Source organism: Flavobacterium suncheonense GH29-5 = DSM 17707 (genome assembly GCF_000430025.1).
Lineage (GTDB): Bacteria > Bacteroidota > Bacteroidia > Flavobacteriales > Flavobacteriaceae > Flavobacterium > Flavobacterium suncheonense.
The window spans coordinates 30097-56220 of the sequence record NZ_AUCZ01000007.1 but is presented as its reverse complement, the minus strand read 5'-3'; the positions used below and the strand labels follow the sequence as shown (position 1 = coordinate 56220).

Sequence of the window (26124 nt, the reverse complement as noted above, 5' to 3'; positions counted from 1 at the left end):
CATGCTAAAAAACCTTTTTGTAGTGTTTTTCTTTTCGGCAACCCTGGTGTCCTGTCAGTTTTTTGACAAGAAGGCGCCATCGGAAGACGAATTGCTGCAAAACGAACTGCAGAAAATCGACTGGAAAAAAGTAGATGCTTTCCCAACGGTAGATGCCTGCGAAGTTATCACCGATGAATCCCAGCGCCGTCAGTGTTTTTTCGAGTATTTAACCCAAACGATACAGGATAAATTAAGCGTCGACACCTTACGGATTTTTTATCCCGAAATTGACACCATCGAAGTGAAAGTGACTGTTTTTCCGGATGCAACGCTAAAATTTGAACCCCAATTTCCAAAAGACAGCTTGGCCTACGACAAAATCAAAATTGACAGTATTCTGCATACCAAATTGGTGGACATGCCTAAAATTAACCCGGCCATCAAACGAGGAATTCCGGTAAAAACACAGTTTGTGCTGCCGGTTATTTTAAAATCGGAATAGTTATTTGATATTCTCGCGTTTCCATTCAAACCCGCCCACCAGCGAATACACCGCAACCAGCGTACTGAAAACAGGGTAGAGTAAAAAGCTGATCGGAGCGGATACCAAGCTCATTTTCAGGAAAGTATTGGTTTTCAGCATCAGCATAATATCCATCAGGAATTTTAGGGTGAACACAATAGCCAGGAAAGACCATTCCATTTTACCAAAAGCTACCAGCAGGGTAATAACCAACAGGGAGAAATTTGCCAGAAAAACCATTACCGCTAATGCTTTTGAAAAATCACTCTGATAGGCTGCTGTTTTAGAAGCCCAACGCACTCTTTGTTTGAATAAGTGAACCCAGGTTTTTTCTGCTTTGGTAGTAACAATTGCATTTTTTGCTTTCAAATACTGAACCTTTTTCGGAACCAAATGCACTGCTTTTTGCAGCAGGAATACATCGTCGCCGCTGGCAATGTGATTGTTGCCGTTAAATCCGCCAAGCTCCCAGAACAGTTTTTTGGTGTAAGCGAAATTGGCGCCGTTGCACAAAAATGCTTCGTTCAAACCGAAACTTCCGATGGTAGCACCTTGCAAACTCAACAAATCCATCTGCTGGAAATGCGACAATACAAAGCCTTTTTTCGGATAGCGAACAGCTCCGGCAATCATTTCAGTGTCGTGATGTTGAATGTAACTGTCGTAAACCGAAAGCCATTCCGGTTGGACTTCGCAATCGGCATCGGTGGTGATAATCCAGGGATGTTTGGCAATGGTTATTGCGCGGGTGATGGCATCTTTTTTAGGCGATTTCGAAATGCGGACGTTATCCAGAATCGTTAAATGTACCCACGGGTTTTCCATGCGCCAGCGGTTAATAACGCGCTCCGAATCATCCGTAGAGTTGTCGTTTACGAAAATAAGTTCGAACTGCTCTTTACTGTATTGCAAATGTGAAAACGATTCCAGTAAATCCGGCAGGTTTTTCTCCTCGTTGCGAAACGGAATGATTACCGAAAAGGACGTTTTGTTCTCGGAAGCTGTTTTTTCAAACGGTTTTACCTTGGAAAAGCCCCAAATCAGCAATCCGATGAAAAGGGCATAATTGATAAAAATAAGGACGAACAGTAAGGTTACGATTTCCATTGCGCTTTAAAATTTAAGACAAAATAACTGCCAACGGTAACCGGAATCACCGTGTTTAAAAACCACATTAGCGTGCTGATAAAAACCACAACCCATTCGTTTACGCCCAGCAATCCGAAAAAATACACGGCTACGCTTCCTTTTACCGCAAAATCCAAAAACTGGAACGTAGGCAGGGAAGATGCCAAAAAGTAAACGCTCGTTATCGTCGCCATCAACAGCCAATACGGCAAATCAACTTCGAAAATTAAAAATAGGAAATAATATTGATGCGAAAAAACCAAATAGCGGCCGACGGCTAATAAAATGTTTTGCCGATGGATGGGTTTTGGAATTTCATTGATCTTGTGAATCAGTTTTTCCAGCGAATAGCCTTTAATGCTGATTCCCTTTGTGAAGAATAAAATCAGGAGCAGCACCGTCAAAGCGCCGAATAAAATACCCACGGTGGTTGGGGTAATCACGTTGAAATTCGCATTAAAATAGAATAACCCGAAAATGCCGAAAAGTATCGTCAGCACCATCTGAATCCCGTTGCAGATAAGATTTAAAAAGACAATTTTCTTTGCTTGCGATTTCTCGAAAAAAAGCGCTTTTCCGGCGTATTCCCCGATGCCGTTTGGAGTGAACAATCCGGCAGTTAAAGCGGCTAATACTTGCTTCGAAGCTTCGCCAACCGAAATGCTGCGGATGACTTTAACCAGATTCTGCCATTTCAGAATTTCCAGAAAACGGTTTAAAAACGTCAGGAACAAAATCAGGGCGATGTTGCCGAAAGACTGCTTTTCTTTTAAAAGCGTGATGAATTTCCCCCAATCCAGCTTATCGTTGTTGGCCAATTGGTTGTAGATAAAATAAAAAGCGCCTCCTACAATCAAAAGTTTGATAATAAGAACCAGGAATTGTTTAGTTTTGTCGGATACGGAAATCATCGGTACAAAATAACGAATTTAAATTGGCAAACGAACGCATTATCTTAGGCATTGATCCCGGAACGACCATCATGGGTTTCGGACTGATCCGCGTGGTGAACAAAAAGATGGAATTCATTCAGTTGAACGAATTGCAACTCAACAAAATGGACGACCATTACATGCGTTTGGCTCGTATTTTCGAGCGCACCATTGAGCTAATTGACACCTATCATCCCGACGAAATTGCCATTGAAGCACCGTTCTTCGGCAAAAACGTACAGTCGATGTTAAAGTTAGGACGCGCTCAGGGCGTAGCAATGGCTGCAGGTTTGTCCCGACAAATCCCGATTACCGAATACGAGCCCAAGAAAATCAAAATGGCCATCACCGGTAACGGAACCGCTAGTAAAGAACAGGTTGCCAAAATGTTGCAGCAGTTGCTTGGTCTGAAAGAATTACCCAAAAATCTGGATTCCACCGATGGATTGGCGGCAGCGGTTTGTCATTTTTTCAATTCCGGCAGAGTGGAAGTGGGGAAAAGTTATTCCGGTTGGGACGCGTTTGTAAAACAGAATGAAAACAGAATAAAAAAATAGCCAAAAATCTGTTGACTACTTTTTATAATTGAAATTTTAATTAATCCATGTATTTGTAGTTGAACGTTCCGTTGGTAACGGTATAGTTTACCGGTGCGCTAGGCTCATTGGCATCATTTGAAGTAGTAAAGGTAAATGTCCCAGTTACAATTTTTGTGGTAGGGTTAACAGCCGTAATGATAATAGTTCCTTCTTTCGTGCTTTCAAATTCATCGTTATTGTTGTCGATTTTTTCTTATTTGATGAATAAAGATTTATAAATGAACTGCTTAAAATAAAGCTGATAAAATTTTGAATTATAAAATTAAAAAACAGTATATATTTGTCAAAATTATAAAACCTAACGTATGAAAATTTTTAGATTTTTAGCTGCATTTTTTGTTGCAGTGGCTTTGTTTTCCTGTTCCTCTTCCAGTGATGATGCTTCTTCTTCGTCTAATGGGGAATATTTTAATTTAAATTATGAAGGCGCGGCCGTTAACATAACCCAATTTCAGGCACAAAGAAGTGAACAAACAATTGCAGTTACCGCTGTTGCTGCAGATGGATTAGGAATAAGTTTTGAGATTAATGAATTGGGAGACATTGGGAATGTACATACTTATCCCACTTCATCGAGCTCTGCAGCTGTATATGATTTGTATTCAAGTTACAGAAATTATCCTTCTCATTATTTTACCCTGAATTTGATTGAATTAAACAGTCAGGCTAAAACTGTTGAAGTAAGTTTTACAGGGGATTTGTACGAAGATCAGTATGTTTTAGGGGGTAATACCGTTCAAATTAGCGGAAGTTTTAAAGTAAGATATACAGACATACAGCCGATGGTAAATGATTTAGGTTTTCGAGCAAATATTGGGGGTAATGTGTTTATGAGTGCTACCAATGATCAATCAGGGGGCTTTTTTAATGGAAGCGATATCGCTTTAACCTATTACAATAACAGTGAATATACTTTAACGTTTAATTCCAATCATGATAATACTTCAGTAGGGACTTACAACTTTAATAATGGTTCGACTGTAAATAATGTAATCATATCAAAATTTGATACTGCTACCCAAACCTATGTTGATTATTTAACATCTGGAACTCTAACGATTACAGAGAAAATTGTAGGGACACAATTCACAGTTGTTAAAGGGACTTTTAGTTTTACTGCTACAAATCCGGAGAACTCAACTCAAATAACAGTGTCAGGAGGCGATTTTGTCTCCTCCTATGAAACTTATTAATAACCTATGTAACTTATTAATAATAAGCGTAAAGAATATTTTAAAAAAGCTGTTGTATTCAACAGCTTTTTTAATTTTGCAGTATGAGCGGCATCTACATCCATATTCCCTTTTGCAAGCAGGCGTGTCATTACTGCGATTTTCATTTCTCGACTTCGCTGAAGAAGAAAGACGAAATGGTGCAGGCGTTGGCTAAAGAAATCCGTCTGCGGAAAGAAGAATTTGCTGATGAAGTGGTCGAAACCATATATTTCGGCGGCGGCACTCCCAGCATTTTAGAAATTTCAGATTTGCAGCTGCTGATTGATGAAGTATATGCGAATTACACCGTCATCAAGACTCCGGAAATCACGGTGGAAGCCAATCCTGACGACTTATCCGAAGCGCGAATCATCGCCTTATCGGAAAATAAAATCAACCGTTTGAGTATTGGTATCCAGTCTTTTTTTGAAGAAGATTTACAACTGATGAACCGCGGCCACAACGCCGAAGAAGCCAAAAAATGCCTGGAAATCGCCACAAAGTATTTCAACAACATTACCGCCGATTTGATTTACGGCATACCGGGTTTGACCAACGAAAAATGGCTGAAAAATATTCAAACGTTATTGGATTTGAACATTCCGCACATTTCGAGTTATGCGTTAACAGTTGAGCCGAAAACCGCTTTGCAGCAATTCATCAAAAAAGGAATTATTCCGCAACCCGATGACACAGTGGCCCACGAACAGTTTCTGATGCTCGTGGATAAACTGGAAGCCAACGGTTTTGTACATTATGAATTGTCGAATTTCGGGAAACCGGAGTATTTTTCGAAGAACAATTCCGCGTATTGGCTGGGGAAAAAATATTTAGGCATTGGTCCATCGGCACACAGTTATAACAGTACCAACCGAAGCTGGAACATCGCCAATAACAGTCTGTATCTAAAATCGCTTGCCGAAAATAAATTGCCAAGTGAAATCGAAACCTTAACCGAAACCGACCGCTACAACGAATACATCATGACCGGATTGCGAACCGTTTGGGGCGTTTCCCTAGACAGAATTAAAGCGGAATTCGGCGAAAATATGCTGCATTATTTGTTGGAAAATGCCGAACGCTATCTTAAAGACGAAAAGTTGCAGCTGGAAAACAACATTTTGCGCACCACTAAAAAAGGAAAATTCTTCTGCGACGGAATTGCATCGGATTTATTTTACTTAAATTTGGAAATCTGATCAACCGCAAAGCTCGCAAAGATATACGCCATGAACGTAAAAGAAATTAATGATGGCAGAAAATGAATTAGCCAAAATTGTATTTGATAGTGCACTTAAAGTACATCAAAATTTAGGACCCGGTCTTCTTGAAAGTGCTTAGGAAGAATGTTTATTTTATGAGCTTCAAAAGTCCGGACTTAAAGTGGAAAAACAAAAGCCTCTTCCATTGATTTATGAAGAAGTAAAATTAGATGTCGGTTATCGGCTTGATATTATAGTTGAAAATAAATTGATATTAGAAATAAAGGCTGTTGAAATGTTAAATGATGTTCATTTTGCCCAATTATTGACTTACTTGAAGTTGACCAACTGTAAATTAGGGCTCTTAATGAATTTCAATGTTTCTTTAATTAAAAACGGAATAAGAAGAGTCGTAAACAACTTATAAAACTCAGTGCACTTAGCGCATCTCTTTGCGTTCTTTGCGGTTAATTCAAAATGAAAGCCAAAATTCAACACCATACTCAAGAATACAAAATCGACTTGTCGAAACCACTTGACATTTCGTTGCCCTTGTCCAATACCGAGCAGAATCCTATTGCCTGGTACATCGAAAAACCGGAAATCGAACCCGTTCGTTTCGGGGATTGGGTGGGAAAAGTGTCGGTAGGAAGTTCTTCGACGAATTTCAACAACATTTTTTTCAATCCGCACGGGCACGGCACGCATACGGAGTGCCTGGGACACATTACGCGCGAATTTTACAGTATCAACCAATGTCTGAAACAGTTCTTTTTTACTGCGGAAGTGGTATCGGTAACTCCGGAAGCACAAGGCGATGATTTTGTTATCACCAAAGCGCAAATCGAGAAGGCTTTACAGGGAAAAGTTCCGGAGGCCATCATCATTCGCACCTTGCCGAATTCATCGGATAAAACGTCCAAAAAATACTCGAATACGAACTGGCCGTACCTTTTGGAAGAAGCCGCGACCTTTATCCGCGAAAGCGCTATTCAACATCTGCTGATTGATTTGCCGAGTGTCGATAAAGAGCACGACGAAGGGAAATTACTGGCGCACAAAGCGTTCTGGAATGTAAAGGATGTGAATCAGTTAAATGATGATGCCCGATTGAATTGTACCATTACCGAACTGATTTATGTTGACGATAAAATAGCAGACGGCAGCTACATCCTCAACCTGCAAATCGCTTCGTTTGAGAATGATGCAAGTCCGAGCAAGCCGGTTATTTTTGAAATTTATTAATATTATTAATTTATTTCATTGATGGTAGTATATGAGTCTTTGTAAACTCCTTTTTCAAAGTAGAGCAGTCTGTGAACAACTGTCTTTTGATTTATTAAATCTTCATAAAAAAGAGCACTGTATTTTGAAGTGAGATTTGTTTTGTAATACTCAGTGTCAATTCCGAAGATTGGATTTTTTAAATAGTATTCTGTTGTCATACTTTTAAAATCATAATATTCGGCAACGATAAGTAAATTTATTTTTTTTTGATTGCATAGCTGTTGCAACAAATTTAAATCATAGCAAAATTTGCTTCGACATTTGGGTGACCACATATAAATGATGGTTTTGTCTTGGGGAATACATGATTTAAGTAATTCACCTGTGGTTATAACAATCTTGTTGCTGGTTATTTCGTTTAAATTACAATTGCTTATGTTTGTGTGATTTATGAAAAGTTCTGGAACCCTTAAATTTGTTTTATTGTAATAGCCGTACAATCCTTGGAATGATCCATTTATTTTACAAGATGATACCAGTAATACTGCTGCTGTAACTATAAGTGTTTTGAATTTCATGACTTTTTTGAATAAAGACTGGCTTTTAGGCCAGTCTTTGGGTTTATAATTCGGAAGCATTTATTTTATAACCACCATGTTTTCCAATTGAAGGGTCAAAAGCGTATTCTCCTTTATATAACACAGTTCTTGTACTGGTTAAATCATTATCAATATAGAGTGTTTCTTTGTTAAGAATTGCTTGGTTTTGGATACTGTCATTAGCGTTGAGTTCAATAAAGAGAAACCCTTGTTTAGTATCAGTGTCCAAGACTATTTTTCCAGAGTTATAATTTATGGTTTTGTCTTTACAATTTACTATCACTCCTTCGTCCACGCAGCAAGACCAACAGTCTGTAAAATTACAGAGTCCCCAGCTTTTGCAGTCTTTACTGGCCCTTCCCCATTCGTCCCAGTCTACAAAATAAATATAATATTGTTTTTTTGCAGCTAATGATGACAGAGAACTGCTGTTTGATTTAGTCTCGTTGAAACTGTCGGAGTTCTCACAAGATACAAAAGAAATACAGAAAAGAATTAAATTTGATAATAAAAGATTTTTTTCATGTTGTAATTTATTAATTAAGTTTAATTTATTTCACAAAATGATTGCTCGCGATCAGCTATTTTGAAAGAAATAGATTTCAAAATTAATAAAAATAATTTAAAACAAGAAAAATCGTACAAAATATGACGATCGATGTATATTACGACTATTGCCTCTCCAAAAAAGGCGTCACCGAGCATTTTCCGTTTGATGAAGATACGCTGGTGTTTAAAGTAGGCGGAAAAATGTTTGCTCTGTCTTCGCTGCAGGAATGGGAAAACGGAACGCCGGGTGTCAATTTAAAGTGCGATCCGGATTGGGCACTGGAATTGCGCGGGCAGTACGACGATATTCAGGCCGGCTACCATATGAGCAAAATACATTGGAATACCGTGAAAATTAATGCTTCAGTTCCGGATGCTTTGGTGAAAAAGCTGATCGACCATTCTTACGACTTGGTTTTTAAGAGTTTAACGAAAAAACAACAGCAGGAAGTGCTGGAATCTTAAAAATAGGCATTACTTTTGCGGCAGTTTTTTAAACGTAGTACAGCATTATGATCGACAATTTAAAGAAAATATTAAACGAAGACCAGGATCCGAAAGCGATTGAAAAAATCACGTCCAAACTGGAAAACCTGTTAATGACCAACGAAGAAGTGGGCTATATCGCCGTACAGAAAAAACCGGCCGTAACCATTCTTCCGGACAGTATAGTGGTGACTAACAAGCGCATCATCATCTGTAAACCGAAAAATTTGGGTTTGTCTATGGAATTCATCGATTTCAACTGGGATGAAATTGCCGCTTCCTTTGTAAAAGAGGGAATTTTAGGTGCCGAATTTACCTTTTCCACCAAAAACGAATTGACGCATACAATCGATTACCTTCCGAAAAACCAGGCGCGCAAATTGTACACCTTTGCCAAAGAACAATTGGACGCGTTGAAAAATCCTGTGGTTTCCAATCCGGTTACTGAAGCTGCTCCAATAGTAGAAGCAGCACCAATTCAGGAGGACCCGAGCGTTAGCGAATTGACGGAGCAAATCGTCGAAGAAGTGGAAACCGAAGAAGTAACATCCTTTGCGGAAATTATGCCTGCAGCTCCAGCTGTTCAGGAACCAGTACAGCAAGCAACTTCCGGCGAGAAAAAGCTAAGCGAAATGTCCAGTGAAGAGTTGTTTGCCAAATTGCAGAATTATAAAAAACTGTTGGACAACGGTTTGATTCTTCAGGGCGAATACGATAAACTGAAAGCGGAAGTTTTACAGTATATGTAGTTTAACCGCAAAGAGCGCAAAGGTTTGCACAAGGTTCGCAATAAAAATAGGGCTGTTCAAAATACTGAACAGCCCTATTTTTTTAAGGAATCTTTTTTCGTAATAAAAAGTTATAAATCAAACTTTTACTTTTGATTTTTTTTCTTTGTGTTCATCGCGTAAACCTTTGCGCTCTTTGCGGTTAAATACAAACTACATCACATTTTTCTGCTTTTCCACATACGCATCCGACTGCAGTTTCAGCAATTCCGAAGCGGCTTTGCGTTTGTAATCGTAAAGTTCCTTGTCGTCGCGGAGGTCTGCATAAACCTGGTCGTAAATACCGGCGTCGGTTTGTTTTTGCAGGTTGCGCTGGTACACATTCTGTTCGATATGGGTTTTTAAAGCCGTTTCGTTGTCTTCCAGTTTGAAATCGTATTCGCCGCGCGGTGACAACAATTTGGCTATAATCGGCGACGTTTCCACCGCTAAAAACAACAGCATGATAAAGAACGACGGCAGCCAGGGCAATTTGTCCAAAGCAGTAATCCGTGCCATGAGCCCGTCGAAACCGTCAATAATAGGCTTGGAATCGGCTACTTTTTTGTCTAAATCCGCCTGAAGCGTTTTCGCGCGGGCTTCTTTTTCGGTTATGGCTTTCGTTGAGGCGGTTTTTAACGAATCCAACTGTTTTAAAGCCAAATCGTGAGCGGCTCTTTTTTCTTTATAGATTGGGCCTTTTCCCATTTTTTTGGTTCCGGCGGTTCCTTCGGCTTCGGTGATGTAGGATTGGTACAAATCGGCCACTTCTTTTTCCTTGGCTTTGATGTTCGCTTTGATGCTGTCGATTTCCGCCTGATTTTTAGTCACATCGCCTTTGAAATAATTGGTCACCTGATTTTTGTTGGCAATCGCCATTTCGTTTTTCTCTTTCAGTAAAACCGTATTGATTTCTTTTTCAAAGATTTTGATTTCCAGCGGTTTTGAAATTACAATAGCGATAATCATGGCTAGTACAATCCGTGGGGAAGCCTGTAAAAATTCACTTCTGAAATTATCGCGTTTGCGGATAGTCGAAACGATGAAACGGTCTAAATTGAAGATAAGCAATCCCCAGACGATTCCGAAGAAAACGGCGAAATACACATTGTCGAAAACCGTGTATAAGGCGTAACTTCCTGCGATAAAAGCCATAACGGCGGTAAAAAAAACGGTGGCGCCTACGCCTACATACTTGGTTTGTTCGCCTTCGCTGCAAGTGTCGAGTAAGGTCTTATCCGCGCCGGAGCACAGAATAAAAAAACGTTTTAACATGATGATGATTTTGATTGATGATGATACAGCAAATGTAACGCCAAATTTTATATTTTCTTGTAAGTCAGGAGGTTATTTTTATTTTTTTTGTGTTATAATCTGGTGATATTCCGTTGAAAATCACGGTCTTGTGTTAAAAAAAGCGTAAATTTGCGTTAAATACCGCATGTTTTCAAACACCACACTGCCTCGAATTTCAAAATATAGGTTTAAGAGTCATCACTATAAATTTTGAAATTATGAAAACTGCAACTACTTGTTTTTATGCCCTTTTTTTGATCGTATTTCTGTATCCGTTATCGTCTTTTGCACAGGATAAGAAAATGTATTATCTCACGGTTACCACGGCGCATCGCAACTTTGCCGCTGAAAATGCCAAAGCTGAAGAATGGCTGGCACTGGAAAAAGAATACTTTGAAAAGGTGGTAAAGAAGAACGAATTCATCGTGGGGCACAATGTTTTGAATCACTATTTTACTGCCGATAACAGCGAAATCGTTTTTGTAAATGTGTATGAGAACTGGGAAGCCATCGACAAAGCCTGGATGAAAAATCAGGAACTTGTGAAACAGGCCTGGCCCGATGAAAAAGCTCGTAAAGCCTTTTTTGACAAACGCGAAAAGTATTATGTTCCGAATCATTCCGATGAAATTTACACCACTTACGGCGATCCTAAAATGATGGCCAAAGCACCGGACAAACCCATGATTTATTATGTGCGTAAAAGCGTTTTTGCCACCCCGAAAGACGGCACTGATAAGGAATTTGACGAATGCAACAAAGAACTTTTTGAGAACCTGACCATGAAGAATGATATTCTAAAAGCCTATTTTGCCTATACCCACGCCTGGGGTTCCAACAATATGGAGTTTGTGGAAGTTTTTGTGGTGGATGCCTTGGGTGATCTGGAAAAAGCTTGGGACAAAGACGACGAACTGTTCAAAGCCAAATGGAAAGACGAAAAAAACAGAGAAGCGTTCAATAAGAAATTTGATAAATATTTTACCGGGCAACATGCGGATTATATTTATCGTTCCGTTCCTGAATTGTTTAAGATGGTACAGAAAAAATAACAAAAGAAAAGGCATCAGATTGATGCCTTTTTTTATAATTTATTTCGAAAGTTCGGCGAAATATTTGTAGAATAACGGAATGGTCTCAATGCCTTTCAGATAATTGAATACTCCGAAATGTTCGTTCGGTGAGTGAATCGCATCGCTGTCCAAACCGAAGCCCATCATGATGGTTTTGGATTTCAGTTCCTTTTCAAACAAGGCGACAATCGGGATACTGCCTCCGGAGCGCACCGGAATCGGTTGTACACCAAAAGTATCGGCATAGGCTTTGGCGGCGGCCTGGTAACCGATGGAATCAATCGGGGTTACATAGCCTTGTCCGCCGTGGTGCGGCGTTACTTTTACTTTTACGGCTTTCGGAGCGATGCTTTCGAAGTGTTTTTTGAACAATTCGGTAATTTCTTCCCAGTCCTGATTCGGTACCAGACGCATCGAAATTTTCGCATAGGCTTTGCTGGCAATTACCGTTTTGGCTCCTTCTCCGGTATAACCGCCCCAGATTCCGTTTACGTCTAAAGTCGGACGGATGGAGTTTCTTTCGTTGGTGGTGTAGCCGGTTTCTCCGTATACTTCTTCAATATCCAACGCTTTTTTATAAGCCTCTTCCGAATAAGGGCGTTGTGCCATTTTTTCTCTTTCAGCCATCGATAATTCTTCCACTTTGTCGTAGAAGCCCGGAATCGTAATGCGATTGTTTTCATCGTGCAGAGAAGCAATCATCTTGGCCAATACGTTGATAGGGTTGGCCACCGCGCCGCCGTATAAACCGGAATGTAAATCGCGGTTCGGTCCGGTTACTTCCACTTCCACATAACTTAAGCCGCGCAGTCCTGTGGTAATGGACGGTTGCTGGTTGGAAATCATGCCGGTATCGGAAATCAGAATCACATCGTTGGCTAATTTTGCCTGATTGCGTTCCACAAACCAGCCCAAACTGGACGATCCGACTTCTTCTTCGCCTTCAATCATGAATTTTACGTTACACGGCAAACAGTTGTTCTGAATCATGTATTCGAACGCTTTTACGTGCATGTACATCTGACCTTTGTCGTCACAGGCTCCGCGCGCGAAAATGGCACCTTCCGGATGTAATTCCGTAGTTTTGATGACCGGTTCGAACGGAGGAGAGGTCCACAATTCTATCGGATCTGCCGGTTGCACGTCGTAATGCCCGTACACCAAAACGGTTGGTAGGTTTTTATCAATGATTTTTTCTCCGTAAACGATTGGATAGCCCGGAGTTTCGCAAAGTTCCACGAAATCGCAGCCTGCTTTTTCCAGACTGGATTTTACCGCATTGGCTGTGTCAATTACGTCCTGAGAATAAGCACTGTCCGCACTTACGGAAGGTATTTTTAACAATTCGATTAACTCATTAAGAAAACGTTCCTTGTTGTTCTGAACGTACTGTTTGATGTTGTCCATTATATTTTTAAAATGATGAAAGCCAAATATACAAATAGAAATCCCAAAACTGAAATTCCGAAACCCAATTTTTTTTGAATTTAAATTAGCAAAAGGTGGCTTAAAACCCAAAATGATGTTTTTTATTTTTTTAAAAATGAAACACTTATAAAAAGTTTGTTCAGAATTTGAGGTTTAGGTTTTGGAATTTCAAAAATATGTCTATCTTTGCACCCACTTACTGAAACAACTACTTGTTTTATAAGCCCGCGGGTGTGGTGAAATTGGTAGACACGCCAGACTTAGGATCTGGTGCCTCACGGTGTGTAGGTTCGAGTCCTATCACCCGCACAAAGCCTCTCATTTGAGAGGCTTTTTTTATTTCAGCGGTCTCAGCGTATTGCTGTATGTTATTTTGTAGGGATTGGGCAGCGTATTGTCCTTCATGATATAAATGAACTTGTATTTCTGGGCATTTTCGCTGTCGATTACCGCTTCTTTCTGACTCATTTTATCCGTGATTTTTGTGGCGACCGTATTCTTAATTCTGAAATAGCCGGCAATTCCTGTTTCCAGATGACTGATGGGATTGCCCTTGTAAAGTGCTTTTTCCCCGTTAAAAACAGTAACATGTTCTCCCATAAAACCTTTGGTCAGGATAATTACGGAATAGTTTTCAGAAGTTGCGTTAAGTCCTTTTAGGAAAACAGTTTTGCTTTTATCTGAAACCGAGCGGAAATCATCGCGGTATTGTACCGTCGGTTCCGAAGCCTTTTCGGCCGCTGCTTTTTTAGAAGAGCAATTCGTAAGAAGTAGGCTTACCGCTGCCAGCAGAAGTAGTTTTTTCATAATCCTTTTCAATCTTCGGTTTAAAGTGTAACGAGGCCCGCAACAATCTATTATCTTTGTGGCGTTAAATAAATGCCAAAGTTTTATGGTACAGAAAATCGGACATCGCGGGGCGAAAGGGTACGTGGCCGAAAACACGCTGGAGTCTTTTCAGAAAGCTTTGGATTTAGGTGCCAATGCCGTTGAGCTGGATGTACACGTATGCGCAACGGGTGAATTGGTGGTTTTTCACGATTTTACCGTAGACCGGATGACCAATGGTTCCGGAGAAGTTCATAAATTAACGCTGGAGCAACTAAAAAGGTTAACGGTTGCCGGCGAGTTCAGCATTCCTACTTTAGTGGAAACCTTCGAGTTAATCAACCGGAAGTGCTGGATCAATGTCGAATTGAAAGGACACAGCACAGCCGAACCAGTTTGTCAGCTGATCGAAGAATATGTAACCGAAAGAGGCTGGCACTACGAAGATTTTATCGTGTCCAGTTTTCAGAAAGAAGAGTTGGAGCGAACCAAGGCAATCAATCCCAAAATCCGGTTGGCGGCTTTGTCGCAGGCCAGTGTGGAACAGGCGCTGGAATGGGCCGATGAGCTTTCCGCCTATGCCATTCACCCGCATTTTTCACTATTGACGGAAGACAATATAATGGTGGCCAAATCCAGAGGCTATAAAATAAACGTGTGGACGGTTAATCATGACGAAGATATTCAGCGTCTGGAAACCTACAAGATTGACGGTATAATTTCCGATTTTCCCGACAGATTATGATGGTAAATTACGATGTATTGATAGTTGGCGGAGGTGCGGCCGGTTTTTTTACCGCCATCAATGTGGCCGAAAATAATTCCAAATTAAAAATAGCCATTCTGGAACGCGGAAAAGAAATGCTGACCAAAGTGAAAATCTCCGGAGGCGGACGTTGTAATGTCACCCACGCGTGCTTTGTGCCCAACGAATTGGTAAAATTTTATCCGAGAGGCGAAAAAGAACTGAAAGGACCGTTCCATCAGTTTTGTTCGGGCGATACCATCGAATGGTTTGAAAAGCACGGAGTCGAACTGAAAATAGAAGACGACGGCCGCATGTTTCCGGTTTCCGACAGTTCGCAAACCATAATCGATTGTTTTGTATCGGCCACTAAAAAACTCGGAATCGAGGTGTTAACAGGGCAAAGTGTGCAGTCAATTTTTAAAGGAGACGGTTACTGGAAAGTGGAAACGAATCAGCAAAGTTATAAATGCGGCAAACTGGTCATGACCACCGGAAGCAATCCGAAAATATGGGAGCTGATGCAAACGCTTGGTCATTCCGTCGTGCAACCGGTTCCGTCGCTGTTCACCTTCAATATCAAAGATGCACGGATTAAAAATTTAATGGGTGTTTCGGCATTAGCATCCGTTAAAGTCAAAGATTCCAAATTAAAAGCGTCCGGTCCGTTATTGATTACCCATTGGGGGATGAGCGGACCCGGTATTTTGCGTTTATCCGCATGGGGCGCAAGAGAATTGGCGGCTAAAAATTACCATTTCACTTTACAGGTCAATTGGCTGCACGAAATGGATTTTGAATCCGCTATGGAAACCCTTAAAGAGCTGAAAGAAGAACACGCCAAAAAACTGGTGCTGAAATTCTGTCCGTTCGAATTCCCGAAACGCCTTTGGGAAAGTTTGCTGATGGCTTCGGGAATTGCTGTGGAAACCAAATGGGCAGATGTGTCCAAAAAACAACTGTCGGATTTAACGAACCAGCTCACCAACGGGCAATTTCAGGTGAACGGCAAAAGCACGTTTAAAGAAGAATTTGTGACGGCAGGCGGCATAGATTTAAAAGAAATCAACTTCAAAACCATGGAAAGCAAAGTGCACGAAAACCTGTATTTTGCCGGTGAAATTTTAAACATAGATGCCATTACAGGCGGCTTCAATTTTCAGAATGCCTGGACGGGCGGTTTTTTGGTAGCCAAAGCGATAACGGAAGCGTAATGTTTTATTCCAGGCCACCCATTAAAGAATCCTGCCAAACTTTTAAATCACGCCATTTGCCTTCGTAAGCCAAACGCGCCTGACGCGGCCATGTCGTTGGGTTGTGAAAGGCAAAACGGTCGCCGGCTTTCATCAGAATCTCGTTGCAGCGGTCTACCGAAGTTTCGGATAACCGTTTCCAGCTCATGATGCCGGAGGTTTTGAACAGTTCTTCGATTTTCGGACCAATGCCTTCGATGATTTTCAAATCGTTTTCTTCGACTTTTCTTCCGATGACAGAAGAAGCCAGTTCGGGATCAAACGCAACAGGAACCGGTTCGCCGGAAGTAAAGCCCAGAATATGGCTGCCGGAATCTTTTTTTGATTTCAATTCGTCAATTTCAGCCTGCAGTTCCTGTAGTTGCAGTTTCTTATGATCCAGTTCGGTTATTAAATTGGCCAGAGAGTTATTGCCGAAGCCTCCGGATTTTCCAATGATGTAGCCTAATAAAACGCCTATCAGGCCAATGATTACAACAAGTAACGTACTCATAATTAAATCTTTTTAGGAGTTATACATTAGGTGTCTTTCCGAAGAAAGCTGTTACAGTATAAAATTAGCTAAAATATTTAGTATGAGAAAGTTATTGGGTTTTGGAATTGGTCAAAACGGGAAAAAAATCGATGAATGTTATCGGTTTAACCAGAAAATGGCGGCGTTTAAAATTCCTGCAAAAGTTACCCAGCCCAAATAAGGCAAGAACAACAATCCGGCCAGTTTATCGACCCGTCTGAAAACCACGAAGGTTTCGTAAATCATCAGCCAGAGCAGCAGCAATTCGATAAGTGCCAAAAGCGGATTGTGCAGCCCGAAGAAAAGATACGACCACAGAAAGTTCAAGGCCAGCTGAATGGCAAAAAACTGCAAGCCTTTGCGAACATTGATGCGGTCCGAATCCATTTTATTCCAAACGATACCCGCAGCCACTCCCATCAGAATGTATAACGTGGTCCAGACCGGCGCAAAAACCCAGTTGGGCGGGTTGAAAAAGGGTTTTTCAAGGGTCGGATACCAGTTGGCAATGCTTTCTTTGGTAATGATTCCTGAAAAATAGCCGATACACAAACAGGTTACGACTACCATCAGGACTTTGGTTATTCTTCGGTTCATAGGGTTGTTTCTCTTTTTCAAAAATAACAAATTCCGAAGAATATAAAAGGACTGAACATCAAACAGCGGAAAATAGTATCTTTGCTCAAATTTTCAAGTTTATGATGTCCGAAAAGGATTTTATTCAAAACCACTACAATCTGGCGATAGAAAACGGAAGTTTCCAATGGAGCGCGCCCAGTAACATCGCCTTGGTGAAATACTGGGGAAAAAAGGATAACCAGATTCCGGCGAATCCATCTGTGAGTTTTACGCTTAACCATTGCAAAACGATTACGAAACTTGCATTCGCTAAAAAAGAAAATGACGGTACTTTTTCTTTCGATTTGTTGTTTGAAGGACAGCCCAAAGAAGATTTTAAACCGAAAATTTTAAAATTCTTCCAGCGTATTGAATCGTATTGTCCGTATCTGAAAGACTTTCATTTTACGATTGACACGGAAAACACCTTTCCGCACAGCTCCGGAATTGCTTCTTCGGCTTCGGGAATGGCAGCTTTGGCGATGAACATCATGAGTCTTGAAAAAGTCCTGAACCCGAATATTTCTGAAGATTATTTCAATCAGAAAGCGTCCTTTTTAGCGCGTTTGGGTTCCGGAAGTGCCTGCCGAAGTGTGAAAGGGGAAGTGGTCGTTTGGGGCAAGCACAAGGAAATCGACGGAAGTTCCGATTTGTTCGGAGTGGAATTTCCATGGCCTGTTCATCCCGATTTTAAAAACTATCAGGACACCATTTTATTGGTAGACAAAGGCGAAAAACAAGTGTCCAGCACGGTCGGACACGATTTAATGCACGGACATCCGTTTGCGGAGCAGCGTTTTTTGCAGGCGCATCACAATTTATCAGCCATAAAAGGCGTTTTGGAAAACGGCTATCTGGAATCGTTCATCAAAATAGTGGAAAGTGAAGCCTTAACGCTACATGCCATGATGATGACCTCGATGCCGTATTTTATTTTAATGAAACCAAACACTTTGGAAATCATCAATAAAATCTGGAAATTCAGAAGCGAAACGCAAATTCCGCTTTGTTTTACGCTGGACGCGGGCGCGAATGTGCATGTGCTGTATCCAGCGAATGTAAAAGAAAACGTTTTGCAATTTATTCAAGACGAATTAGTTGGCTATTGTCAAAATGGTCAGTACATTTGTGATGAAATTGGCAAAGGTGCTGTAAAGTGTAATTGATTTTTCACTACATTTACTTTGTAAATACCCAAATAAAACCAAAGCAAAAAATGAAAGGACCGCTTTTTTACTCAAAAATTCTGCTTTTCGGAGAATACGGCATCATCAAAGATTCCAAAGGCTTGTCTATTCCTTATAATTTTTACAACGGCGCTTTAAAGGTGGACGAAAATCCATCGGAAGAAGCCGTAAAATCCAACGCGAGTTTAAAACGTTTTGTGTCTTATTTAAAAGATCTGCAAACCGAACAGCCCGAGTTGGTTACGTTCAATTTAGAAGCTTTGAAAGCCGATGTGGAGCGCGGCATGTATTTCGATTCCAGTATTCCGCAAGGTTACGGTGTGGGAAGCAGCGGTGCTTTGGTAGCGGCGATTTACGATAAATACGCGCACAACAAAATCACGGTTTTGGAAAATTTAACGCGCGAGAAATTGTTGCAGCTGAAAGCGATTTTCTCTCAGATGGAATCGTTTTTCCACGGGAAAAGTTCCGGTTTGGATCCGCTGAACAGTTATTTGAGTTTGCCGATTTTAATCAATTCCAAAGACAATATCGAACCCACTGGAATTCCTTCGCAAAGTGCTCAAGGAAAAGGTGCGGTTTTCTTGATTGATTCCGGAATTGTCGGCGAAACGGCTCCGATGGTAAACATCTTCATGGAGAATTTAAAAGAAGAAGGTTTCCGCAAAATGCTGAAATCCCAATTCATCAAATATACCGATGCTTGTGTGGAGAACTTCCTGCACGGCGACATGAAATCCCTTTTCGCCAACACCAAAAAACTGTCAAAAGTGGTGTTGAACAACTTTAAACCGATGATTCCCGAGCAATTCCATCAGGTTTGGCAAAAAGGAATCGATACCAATGATTACTACCTGAAATTGTGTGGTTCCGGTGGCGGAGGTTACATTTTGGGCTTCACTCAGGACCTTGAAAAAGCTAAACAATCGTTAAAAGATTACAAATTGGAAGTGGTGTATCAGTTTTAAAAGCTAATTTTAAACTGTTAACCCAAACTTTCGATTTTTAGCCATGCTCACACGAAAAACAAAATTACTGCTGATGAAAATTCTCAGTTTGTTTTCTGTGGTGCGCGGGTACAACATTCCCATCATTGTTTTAGCACAGTATTTGTCTTCGATATTTATCCTGGCTCTCGAAAGAAGAGCGTTGGACGTGCTTCTCGACTGGCGGCTTTTCATTATCGTTTTCGTTTCGACTTTAACGATAGCTTCGGGCTACATCATCAACAATTTTTACGATTCTGAGAAAGATCTGATCAACCGGCCGAACAAATCCATGCTGGACCGTTTGGTGAGCCAAAAGACCAAACTGCAGGTGTATTTCAGTCTGAATTTTATCGCTACGGCTTTGGCGTTTATCATTTCCTGGCGTGCCGCGTTGTTTTTTGCGGTATATATTTTCCTAATCTGGTTCTATTCCCACAAACTGAAAAAATACCCGATGATTGGCAACCTGACCGCGTCTTTATTGGCCGTTTTGCCTTTCTTCGGAATTCTGCTGTACTTCAAAAACTTTTACCACGTGATTTTTGCCCACGCCACGTTTTTGTTCCTGCTGATTTTAATCCGCGAAATGATTAAAGATTTGGAGAACATCAAAGGCGATGTGGCGAACAATTACCAGACGATTCCGGTACGTTTTGGGGAAAAAGTCTCGAAACAGGTCATTACGGTTTTAACGGTTTCCACCATACTTCCGATATTCATCCTGATTGACAAATACGACGTCGGCTATATGGACATTTACTTCTATATCAGTCTTATAGTGCTGATTTTCTTCCTGCTGAAACTCTGGAAATCGCAAACCCACAACGAGTATTTACAGCTTCACAACATTCTGAAATCGCTCATTGTAGCCGGAGTTTTCTGCATCGTTTTGATCGATCCGTCGGTATTGGTGCACGGCCGGAACCTGCTGAAAATATAAAATCCGAAACCATCGCCTAAACCCAATTTCTAAATTCCTATCTTTGCAGAAATTTTAGCGAAATGAACAACGGAAAAGGAAATAATAAAAGAAATACCTCGGGAAAATCCAATTTTGGGGGTAAGAAGCCTGCTTTTGGAAAGCCAGGGTTTAAAAAAGAAGGGTTTTCAAAACCGAAACCTGATTTTGAACGCAAACCTAAGGCAGCTAAACCAAAAGATTCGGATGAAATCCGTTTGAACAAATACATCTCCAATTCCGGCGTTTGTTCCCGTCGCGATGCCGATATCTATATCCAGTCCGGCAATGTGAAAGTGAACGGGGAAGTGGTAACCGAAATGGGGTATAAGGTAAAACCCGGCGATGTGGTGAACTTTGACGGCACAGTCATTACTCCTGAAAAGAAAGAATACCTGTTGCTGAACAAGCCTAAAGGCTTCACGACTTCCAAAGAAGAAGACATGAATTCGAATAACGTATTGGATTTGGTGCGCAATGCTACCCGCGCTAAGTTGCAGCCGGTGGGCCGAATGGATAAAACCACTACCGGTTTGCTGTTGTTTACCAACGACAGTGATATGATTAGAAAGTTTACGGCACCTAACCAGCGTTCTTCCAAAGTGTATCAGGTTTCCTTAGACAAAAATCTGAAGTTTGAAGATTTGGAGCGAATTGCTTCCGGTTTAACCATCGACAATCATCGCGTTTTTGTGGAAGAAGTGAGCTATATCGAAGACCAGCCGAAAAGCGAAATCGGATTGAAAATGAAAACGTCCAATGTAAAAGTGGTGCGTTCCATTTTTGAGCATTTGGGCTATAATGTCTTAAAAGTAGACCGTGTTGTTTTTGCCGGGCTGACCAAAAAGAATTTACCAAGAGGAAACTGGAGATTCCTTACCGAACAGGAAATCATCAATTTAAGAAATATCTGAACCCAATCCCGCTAAGTCGGGATTTTTTAATCATTATATGACACCTGAGAATTTACAATCGATTGCCTTTCGTTGGTTTGAAGCGTTCAACACCAAGCAGCTGGAGAAATTATTATCGCTTTATGATGATGAAGCGCAGCATTTCAGTCCGAAACTAAAAATCCGTAAGCCGGAAACCAACGGTCTGGTGGTGGGAAAAGAAGCCATGCGCGCCTGGTGGCAGGATGCTTTCGAGCGTTTGCCTTCGCTGCATTACAAAGTAACTTCGTTAACGGCCAATACTGACCGGATTTTTATGGAATACATCCGTCAGGTAGAGGGTGAAGGCGACATGCTGGTGGCTGAGGTTCTGGAAGTCCGCGACGGAAAAATCATTGCTTCCCGTGTGTATCACGGATAAAATTTGTAGCTTTACTCTTCAATCTTCAATCCGACCTTATGAAAAAAATAATCTTTCTTTCGGCTGCTTTTGCGCTGTCCTTGCTTTTTGTGAACTGTAAAAAAGAAGAAAAAATGGTCGATTTTAAAGCGATTACCGAAAATTACTTCCGGGAAAAAAATGAACTGAACCCGTTGGATGCCACTTTGAACGGCCAAAACGAATACAACGACAAGTTTGTGTTTGAAATGACCGATGCGTATCGTGAAAAACAGGGGGAATTCTTCGGCAAATACGAAAAACAACTCACCGATGTGGATACGGCAAGCCTTTCTCCGGAAGAAAAAATCAGTTACCAGATTATTAAATGGGAAACGGCTATCGGGAAAGATTTGCTGAAACAGGAAGCCAATTTAATGCCGGTGCATCAGTTTTGGGGAACCCATCTGACCATGTCGCAATTTGCCAGCGGCACTTCGGCACAGCCTTTTAAAACCGAACAGGATTACCGCAATTTCCTGAAGCGTATGGAATCCTACGTGGTATGGATTGATTCGGCAATGATTTACATGGAAAAAGGAATCCAGAAGCGAATGGTGCTGCCAAAAGCACTGACCGAAAAGCTGATTCCGCAATTTGAAGAGCAAATCACTGCCAAGGTGGAGGACAACCTGTTTTACACAACCATCAAAACCATGCCGAAATCGTTTTCAGCAGAAACACAATCGGCGCTGAAACAGGACTATTCCAAAGTCATTTCAGAGAAACTGATGCCGCAATACCAAAAAATGGTTCAGTTTTTAAAAACCAAATATTTGCCGGCTTCCCGTACTTCAAGCGGGATCGGAAGCCTGCCCGGAGGAAAGGATTTGTATGCGGTGTATGTTAAACAATGGACCACGACCGATATGAAGCCGGAGGAAATCCATGAATTGGGTTTAAAAGAAGTGGCGCGGCTGAAAGCGGAAATGGAAAAAGTGAAGCAACAGGTTGGGTTTCAGGGTACGATAGTGGAATTTTTTGATTACGTGCGAAACAAGCCCGAACTGAAACCGTTTAAAAAACCGGAAGAAGTACTTGCCAATTTTGAGTCCATTCACAAAAAAATAAAACCAAACGTAGACAAATTCTTTTCCTTACAGCCAAAAACACCTTTCGAAATCCGCAGGACGGAAGCGTTTCGCGAAAAAACCGCCAGTGCGGAATATATACAGGGTACCGCAGACGGATCAAGACCGGGAATTTTCTATGTGCCGATTCCGGATGTGAAGAATTACAATTATTACGGCGACGAAGACCTGTTTTTGCACGAAGCGATTCCGGGACATCATTTCCAGATTTCTTTGCAACAGGAGAATAAGGAATTGCCGGATTTTAGAAAATTCAACTGGTTTGGCGCGTATGGAGAAGGCTGGGCCCTGTATACCGAAAGTTTAGGGAAAGAATTGGGCTTGTACAGCGATCCGTATCAGTACTTCGGAATGTTAGGAAACGAAATGCACCGCGCGATTCGTCTGGTGGTCGATACAGGCCTGCACACTAAAGGCTGGACACGCGAACAGGCAATAAAATATTCGCTCGAGAATGAAGCCGAAAGTGAAGCGAGCATTATCTCGGAAGTGGAGCGCTACATGGCGATTCCGGGGCAGGCTTTGTCGTACAAAATCGGTCAGCTGAAAATCATGGAACTGCGTAAAAAAGCGGAAACGCAGATGAAGGCCAAATTCGATATCAAAGTTTTCCATCAGAAAGTACTGGAATCCGGCGTTATGCCACTGGCACTGCTCGAACAAAAAATCAACGAATGGATCAAAACGGGAAAATAGCTTCCCGTTTTTTTATGCACCAATCGATTATTTAACAAATATTTATCACTGTTTAAGTAAGCAAATACGTTATAAAATAAAATTGGCGCAGTAATTTTGCAGTATGGAAATGAAGAAGAAAAATACACTGCTCAGAATTTTAAAAATTACAGGAATAACGGCGGGTTCCATCCTTTTACTGCTGTTTTTACTGCCGATACTTTTTCCGGGACAAATTGCCGAAGAGGTAAAAGCATTTGCCAATCGTAAACTTAACGGAGAACTGAATTTCAAGGAAGCCAATCTTTCCTTTTTCAATCATTTTCCGTCCTTAACCTTAACCCTAACGGATTTTTCGCTGAAAGGCTCGGCACCGTATCAGAACCAGACGCTGATTGCTTCGGAAGAGGTGGCTTTCGGAATTAACCTTAAAAATTTGATTTTCGACGGGGAAGTAAACATCGATCAGATTTTTGTTTCCAAGGCCGAAATGAACGTTTTGGTGAATGAAAAAGGGGAAGCCAATTACAATGTTTACGTTTCGGAAGCCAAAGAAGAAAAAACCGAAAGTTCGAATACGTCGCTGCGCTTGGATAAAATTGTAATCGAAGACAGTCATTTGGTGTACAACGATAAATCGGCTAAAATTTTAATGGATGCCAAAGGGTTCAATTACCGCGGGAAAGGCGATTTGGATCAGGCAATTTTCGATCTGAAAACCAAAATGAAAATTGAATCGTTCGATTTCGTTTTTGACGGAGAAGAATACCTGAAAAACAAAAAAGTAAATGCCGATTTGCTGACCCAGGTGAACACCAATTCCCTGTCGTTTATCTTTCAGCAAAACAATCTGATAATTAACAAGCTGCCTATTGATTTTAAAGGAAAGCTGGATTTCCTGAAAAGCGGTTACGACATTGATTTCAGCGTAAAATCGGAAGACAGCGATCTGCACGACGTTTTTACCGCCTTGCCGCCGCATTACGTAAAATGGCTGGAAAAAACCGAAATGGAAGGCAATACCGATTTGCTCCTCACCTTTAAAGGCCGCTATAACGTAGCCGAAAAAAAACAACCCGATCTGACCTTTAATTTTAAGGTGCGGGACGGTTATGTGGCTTACAACAAGGCGCCGGTACCAGCTTCGGACATCTACCTGAATTTTGAAACCAGATTGCCGGGGCTGAACCCGAATAAGCTGAATGTAAAAGTCGATTCGCTGTATTTTAATCTGGGGAAAGACTACTTCAGCGGTATCGTGGAAACGGTCGGTCTGGAAACGCCTGACGTAAAAGCGAAAATCAAGTCGCAACTCAACCTGCAAACGCTGCACCGCGCTTTGGGAATTCAGAACATGCAGTTTAAAGGAATTTTGAAGACGGATATTGTCGCCAACGGACAATACAATGCCGCAGCCCATTTGTTTCCGGTTACCAGAGGTAATTTGGTGTTGCAGCACGGGTTTTTACAGACGACCTATTATCCGAGTCCTATCGATAATATTAATCTGACGGCCAGTATTTTGAACGCTTCGGGCAAGTACAAAGATTTGGCGGTCCGCGTAAAGCCGGCCCAATTTGTTTTTGAAGGGAAACCGGTTTTTGTGGACGCGAGTTTTACGAATTTCGATGATATAATATACGATATCAAAGCCAAAGGCGAACTGGATCTGGAGCGTATTTACAAAGTATTTGCCCGAAAAGATTTAGACGTAAAAGGCTATGTAAAAGCAGATTTGGCGCTGAAAGGAAAGCAAAGCGATGCGACCAACGGCAATTATGACAAACTCAACAATAAAGGAACGCTGGTGTTGCGCAATATCCGCACCAAATCCGATTATCTGCCGAAACCGTTTGTGATTCAGGAAGGCGTGTTTGCATTTCATCAGAACCAAATGAATTTCAAGAATTTCCTCGCTACGTACGGACAGTCCGATTTTAAAATGAACGGACAGATGCAGAACGTCATCAACTTTATGATGTCGGACAAAGCCGTGCTGAAAGGAAATTTCACCGTAGAGGCCAATTATATCAATGTGGATGAGTTTATGGTGAATGCCGCTCCGACAGCTGGAGAAAAAACCGCAGAAGAAACGCCGAAAACTGAAAATCCGGAAACCGGCGTAGTGATTATCCCGTCCAATTTGGATTTCAGTCTGACGGCAAATGCCCAAAAAGTAAATTTTGAAGGGTTGAACATCGAAAAGCTGAAAGGCCGTCTTTCCTTGCAAAACGGCGTGCTGAAACTCCAAAACACCGGTTTTGACCTTATCGGAAGCAAATTTAACATGGAAGCCACTTACGGAAGCCTGAATCTGCAAAAGGCCGCGTTTAACTATCAGATTAAAGCGAAAGATTTCGACGTGAAGAAAGCGTATAACGAAATCAAAATGTTTCGCGATATGGCTTCGGCAGCGGAAAATGCAGAAGGAATCGTTTCTTTGGATTACAAAATTGCCGGTCATTTGGACGGCAACATGCAACCGATTTATCCATCGTTAAGCGGCGGCGGCGTGTTGTCTGTGCGTGATGTGAAAATGAAAGGATTTAAGCTGTTCAATACAGTAAGTAAGAAAACCGGAAAAGATGAGATAAAAGATCCGAATTTAAAGGAAATCGACATCAAAACCACGGTGAAGAACAATATAATGACAATTGAGCGCTTCAAGTTTAAAGTGGCCGGATTCCGTCCGAGAATTGAAGGACAAACCTCCCTCGACGGCAAACTGAACCTGAAAATGCGTCTGGGATTACCGCCTTTGGGAATCATCGGGATTCCGTTAAAGATTACGGGAACGTCTGAAAATCCTAAAATCAAAATCGGAAAAAACACGGAAGATTTAGAAGAATCCGAATATGAAGCCGTAGCGAACGATACTATTACCAAAGCCAATCCTTAAGATTGGCTTTTTTGTTTTTCGGAAAAGTTT

The 26124-nt window shown here is 41.2% G+C and carries 26 protein-coding genes, 1 tRNA gene and 1 pseudogene; 19 read left to right on the top strand and 9 right to left on the bottom strand.

Going from position 1 to position 26124, the window contains the following annotated elements; all coding sequences use genetic code 11:
• Nucleotide 1: 1 nt before the first annotated feature.
• A complete protein-coding gene (locus G498_RS0104195) occupies nt 2–484 on the top strand; it encodes a hypothetical protein (protein ID WP_051269715.1) in 483 nt (160 codons plus the stop codon).
• On the opposite strand, the gene G498_RS0104190 is transcribed toward G498_RS0104195, so the two are convergent.
• Both G498_RS0104190 and G498_RS0104185 read right to left on the bottom strand, forming a co-directional pair.
• Nucleotides 485–1612, bottom strand: a complete 1128-nt coding sequence (locus G498_RS0104190) for a glycosyltransferase family 2 protein (protein WP_026980005.1) — start codon at nt 1610–1612, stop codon at nt 485–487.
• Nucleotides 1600–2544, bottom strand: coding sequence for a lysylphosphatidylglycerol synthase domain-containing protein (locus G498_RS0104185; RefSeq protein ID WP_026980004.1), 945 nt, complete (start codon nt 2542–2544; stop codon nt 1600–1602). The genes G498_RS0104190 and G498_RS0104185 overlap by 13 nt, the downstream gene beginning before the upstream one ends.
• A gap of 23 nt (nt 2545–2567) precedes the next feature.
• On the opposite strand from G498_RS0104185, the gene ruvC reads away from it, so the two are divergent.
• From ruvC to G498_RS0104160, 5 genes and pseudogenes are all read left to right on the top strand, one after another.
• Nucleotides 2568–3122, top strand: coding sequence for a crossover junction endodeoxyribonuclease RuvC (gene ruvC / locus G498_RS0104180; RefSeq protein WP_026980003.1), 555 nt, complete (start codon nt 2568–2570; stop codon nt 3120–3122).
• A 347-nt stretch (nt 3123–3469) separates the two neighbouring features.
• A complete protein-coding gene (locus G498_RS0104175; RefSeq protein WP_026980002.1) occupies nt 3470–4357 on the top strand; it encodes a hypothetical protein in 888 nt (295 codons plus the stop codon).
• A gap of 83 nt (nt 4358–4440) precedes the next feature.
• The gene (gene hemW, locus G498_RS0104170) at nt 4441–5577 is read left to right on the top strand and encodes a radical SAM family heme chaperone HemW (protein WP_026980001.1); all 1137 of its coding nucleotides are present in this window, start codon (nt 4441–4443) and stop codon (nt 5575–5577) included.
• A 52-nt stretch (nt 5578–5629) separates the two neighbouring features.
• Nucleotides 5630–6007: pseudogene (locus G498_RS14650) on the top strand (GxxExxY protein).
• Between the two features lie 50 nt (nt 6008–6057).
• Nucleotides 6058–6825, top strand: coding sequence for a cyclase family protein (locus G498_RS0104160; protein ID WP_026980000.1), 768 nt, complete (start codon nt 6058–6060; stop codon nt 6823–6825).
• A gap of 5 nt (nt 6826–6830) precedes the next feature.
• On the opposite strand, the gene G498_RS0104155 is transcribed toward G498_RS0104160, so the two are convergent.
• Together G498_RS0104155 and G498_RS0104150 are read right to left on the bottom strand one after the other, a co-directional pair.
• On the bottom strand, nt 6831–7385 hold the full coding sequence (locus G498_RS0104155; RefSeq protein ID WP_131387667.1) for a hypothetical protein: 555 nt from the start codon (nt 7383–7385) through the stop codon (nt 6831–6833).
• 43 nt (nt 7386–7428) lie between these two features.
• A complete protein-coding gene (locus G498_RS0104150) occupies nt 7429–7635 on the bottom strand; it encodes a hypothetical protein (protein WP_131387668.1) in 207 nt (68 codons plus the stop codon).
• 419 nt (nt 7636–8054) lie between these two features.
• Between G498_RS0104150 and G498_RS0104145 the strand changes: the two genes are divergently transcribed.
• Nucleotides 8055–8420 (top strand): MmcQ/YjbR family DNA-binding protein, encoded by a 366-nt coding sequence (locus G498_RS0104145; protein ID WP_026979997.1) that lies wholly within the window; start codon nt 8055–8057, stop codon nt 8418–8420.
• Between the two features lie 47 nt (nt 8421–8467).
• A complete protein-coding gene (locus G498_RS0104140; RefSeq protein WP_026979996.1) occupies nt 8468–9190 on the top strand; it encodes a PH domain-containing protein in 723 nt (240 codons plus the stop codon).
• 192 nt (nt 9191–9382) lie between these two features.
• On the opposite strand, the gene G498_RS0104135 is transcribed toward G498_RS0104140, so the two are convergent.
• Nucleotides 9383–10483 carry a DUF4407 domain-containing protein gene (locus tag G498_RS0104135; RefSeq protein ID WP_026979995.1) on the bottom strand — a complete coding sequence of 367 codons (1101 nt, stop codon included), beginning with the start codon at nt 10481–10483 and terminating at the stop codon, nt 9383–9385.
• Between the two features lie 239 nt (nt 10484–10722).
• Between G498_RS0104135 and G498_RS0104130 the strand changes: the two genes are divergently transcribed.
• Nucleotides 10723–11556: a hypothetical protein gene (locus G498_RS0104130; protein WP_026979994.1), complete on the top strand. Its 834-nt coding sequence runs from the start codon at nt 10723–10725 to the stop codon at nt 11554–11556.
• Between the two features lie 39 nt (nt 11557–11595).
• Here G498_RS0104130 and G498_RS0104125 read toward each other — a convergent pair whose 3' ends face one another.
• Entirely contained in the window at nt 11596–12984 is a 1389-nt protein-coding gene (locus tag G498_RS0104125; protein WP_026979993.1) for a dipeptidase, read from the bottom strand.
• Between the two features lie 248 nt (nt 12985–13232).
• Between G498_RS0104125 and G498_RS0104120 the strand changes: the two genes are divergently transcribed.
• Nucleotides 13233–13314, top strand: a tRNA-Leu gene (locus tag G498_RS0104120).
• Nucleotides 13315–13341: 27 nt separating this feature from the next.
• Here G498_RS0104120 and G498_RS14645 read toward each other — a convergent pair.
• Complete coding sequence (locus G498_RS14645) at nt 13342–13812, bottom strand: hypothetical protein (protein WP_051269711.1); 471 nt, start codon at nt 13810–13812, stop codon at nt 13342–13344.
• An 85-nt stretch (nt 13813–13897) separates the two neighbouring features.
• Between G498_RS14645 and G498_RS0104110 the strand changes: the two genes are divergently transcribed.
• Nucleotides 13898–14578, top strand: coding sequence for a glycerophosphodiester phosphodiesterase (locus G498_RS0104110; RefSeq protein ID WP_026979992.1), 681 nt, complete (start codon nt 13898–13900; stop codon nt 14576–14578).
• On the top strand, nt 14575–15792 hold the full coding sequence (locus G498_RS0104105; RefSeq protein ID WP_026979991.1) for a BaiN/RdsA family NAD(P)/FAD-dependent oxidoreductase: 1218 nt from the start codon (nt 14575–14577) through the stop codon (nt 15790–15792). The genes G498_RS0104110 and G498_RS0104105 overlap by 4 nt, the downstream gene beginning before the upstream one ends.
• Nucleotides 15793–15796: 4 nt before the next feature.
• Here the strand turns inward: G498_RS0104105 and G498_RS0104100 are convergent, their stop codons facing one another.
• Nucleotides 15797–16324, bottom strand: a complete 528-nt coding sequence (locus G498_RS0104100) for a hypothetical protein (protein ID WP_035743973.1) — start codon at nt 16322–16324, stop codon at nt 15797–15799.
• Nucleotides 16325–16462: 138 nt separating this feature from the next.
• Nucleotides 16463–16942 (bottom strand): TspO/MBR family protein, encoded by a 480-nt coding sequence (locus G498_RS0104095; RefSeq protein WP_026979989.1) that lies wholly within the window; start codon nt 16940–16942, stop codon nt 16463–16465.
• 101 nt (nt 16943–17043) lie between these two features.
• Here G498_RS0104095 and G498_RS0104090 point away from each other — a divergent pair, with 101 nt between their 5' ends.
• The 7 genes from G498_RS0104090 to G498_RS14640 all read left to right on the top strand — a co-directional run bounded on the left by G498_RS0104090 (nt 17044) and on the right by G498_RS14640 (nt 26094).
• On the top strand, nt 17044–18129 hold the full coding sequence (locus tag G498_RS0104090) for a diphosphomevalonate/mevalonate 3,5-bisphosphate decarboxylase family protein (protein WP_026979988.1): 1086 nt from the start codon (nt 17044–17046) through the stop codon (nt 18127–18129).
• 50 nt (nt 18130–18179) lie between these two features.
• Nucleotides 18180–19118: a mevalonate kinase family protein gene (locus G498_RS0104085; protein ID WP_026979987.1), complete on the top strand. Its 939-nt coding sequence runs from the start codon at nt 18180–18182 to the stop codon at nt 19116–19118.
• 43 nt (nt 19119–19161) lie between these two features.
• Nucleotides 19162–20079, top strand: coding sequence for a geranylgeranylglycerol-phosphate geranylgeranyltransferase (locus G498_RS0104080; protein WP_026979986.1), 918 nt, complete (start codon nt 19162–19164; stop codon nt 20077–20079).
• A gap of 62 nt (nt 20080–20141) precedes the next feature.
• Complete coding sequence (locus G498_RS0104075; protein WP_026979985.1) at nt 20142–21011, top strand: pseudouridine synthase; 870 nt, start codon at nt 20142–20144, stop codon at nt 21009–21011.
• Nucleotides 21012–21048: 37 nt separating this feature from the next.
• The gene (locus G498_RS0104070) at nt 21049–21411 is read left to right on the top strand and encodes a nuclear transport factor 2 family protein (RefSeq protein ID WP_026979984.1); all 363 of its coding nucleotides are present in this window, start codon (nt 21049–21051) and stop codon (nt 21409–21411) included.
• Nucleotides 21412–21449: 38 nt separating this feature from the next.
• Entirely contained in the window at nt 21450–23216 is a 1767-nt protein-coding gene (locus G498_RS0104065) for a DUF885 domain-containing protein (protein WP_026979983.1), read from the top strand.
• A gap of 109 nt (nt 23217–23325) precedes the next feature.
• Nucleotides 23326–26094 carry an AsmA family protein gene (locus G498_RS14640; protein ID WP_240470439.1) on the top strand — a complete coding sequence of 923 codons (2769 nt, stop codon included), beginning with the start codon at nt 23326–23328 and terminating at the stop codon, nt 26092–26094.
• Nucleotides 26095–26124 lie beyond the last annotated feature (30 nt).

Bases quoted from the DNA above. Each gene is read 5' to 3' on its own strand.
- G498_RS0104065 (WP_026979983.1), top strand. From the start codon at position 21,450: ATGAAAAAAATAATCTTTCTTTCGGCTGCTTTTGCGCTGTCCTTGCTT.
- G498_RS0104145 (WP_026979997.1), top strand. From the start codon at position 8,055: ATGACGATCGATGTATATTACGACTATTGCCTCTCCAAAAAAGGCGTC.
- G498_RS0104080 (WP_026979986.1), top strand. From the start codon at position 19,162: ATGCTCACACGAAAAACAAAATTACTGCTGATGAAAATTCTCAGTTTG.
- G498_RS0104140 (WP_026979996.1), top strand. From the start codon at position 8,468: ATGATCGACAATTTAAAGAAAATATTAAACGAAGACCAGGATCCGAAA.
- G498_RS0104130 (WP_026979994.1), top strand. From the start codon at position 10,723: ATGAAAACTGCAACTACTTGTTTTTATGCCCTTTTTTTGATCGTATTT.
- G498_RS0104195 (WP_051269715.1), top strand. From the start codon at position 2: ATGCTAAAAAACCTTTTTGTAGTGTTTTTCTTTTCGGCAACCCTGGTG.
- G498_RS0104090 (WP_026979988.1), top strand. From the start codon at position 17,044: ATGATGTCCGAAAAGGATTTTATTCAAAACCACTACAATCTGGCGATA.
- G498_RS0104155 (WP_131387667.1), bottom strand. From the start codon at position 7,385: ATGAAATTCAAAACACTTATAGTTACAGCAGCAGTATTACTGGTATCA.
- G498_RS0104085 (WP_026979987.1), top strand. From the start codon at position 18,180: ATGAAAGGACCGCTTTTTTACTCAAAAATTCTGCTTTTCGGAGAATAC.
- G498_RS0104175 (WP_026980002.1), top strand. From the start codon at position 3,470: ATGAAAATTTTTAGATTTTTAGCTGCATTTTTTGTTGCAGTGGCTTTG.
- G498_RS0104100 (WP_035743973.1), bottom strand. From the start codon at position 16,324: ATGAGTACGTTACTTGTTGTAATCATTGGCCTGATAGGCGTTTTATTA.
- G498_RS0104075 (WP_026979985.1), top strand. From the start codon at position 20,142: ATGAACAACGGAAAAGGAAATAATAAAAGAAATACCTCGGGAAAATCC.
- G498_RS0104125 (WP_026979993.1), bottom strand. From the start codon at position 12,984: ATGGACAACATCAAACAGTACGTTCAGAACAACAAGGAACGTTTTCTT.
- G498_RS0104185 (WP_026980004.1), bottom strand. From the start codon at position 2,544: ATGATTTCCGTATCCGACAAAACTAAACAATTCCTGGTTCTTATTATC.
- G498_RS0104110 (WP_026979992.1), top strand. From the start codon at position 13,898: ATGGTACAGAAAATCGGACATCGCGGGGCGAAAGGGTACGTGGCCGAA.
- G498_RS14640 (WP_240470439.1), top strand. From the start codon at position 23,326: ATGAAGAAGAAAAATACACTGCTCAGAATTTTAAAAATTACAGGAATA.
- G498_RS0104135 (WP_026979995.1), bottom strand. From the start codon at position 10,483: ATGTTAAAACGTTTTTTTATTCTGTGCTCCGGCGCGGATAAGACCTTA.
- G498_RS0104095 (WP_026979989.1), bottom strand. From the start codon at position 16,942: ATGAACCGAAGAATAACCAAAGTCCTGATGGTAGTCGTAACCTGTTTG.
- G498_RS0104190 (WP_026980005.1), bottom strand. From the start codon at position 1,612: ATGGAAATCGTAACCTTACTGTTCGTCCTTATTTTTATCAATTATGCC.
- G498_RS0104105 (WP_026979991.1), top strand. From the start codon at position 14,575: ATGATGGTAAATTACGATGTATTGATAGTTGGCGGAGGTGCGGCCGGT.
- G498_RS14645 (WP_051269711.1), bottom strand. From the start codon at position 13,812: ATGAAAAAACTACTTCTGCTGGCAGCGGTAAGCCTACTTCTTACGAAT.
- hemW (WP_026980001.1), top strand. From the start codon at position 4,441: ATGAGCGGCATCTACATCCATATTCCCTTTTGCAAGCAGGCGTGTCAT.
- G498_RS0104070 (WP_026979984.1), top strand. From the start codon at position 21,049: ATGACACCTGAGAATTTACAATCGATTGCCTTTCGTTGGTTTGAAGCG.
- G498_RS0104160 (WP_026980000.1), top strand. From the start codon at position 6,058: ATGAAAGCCAAAATTCAACACCATACTCAAGAATACAAAATCGACTTG.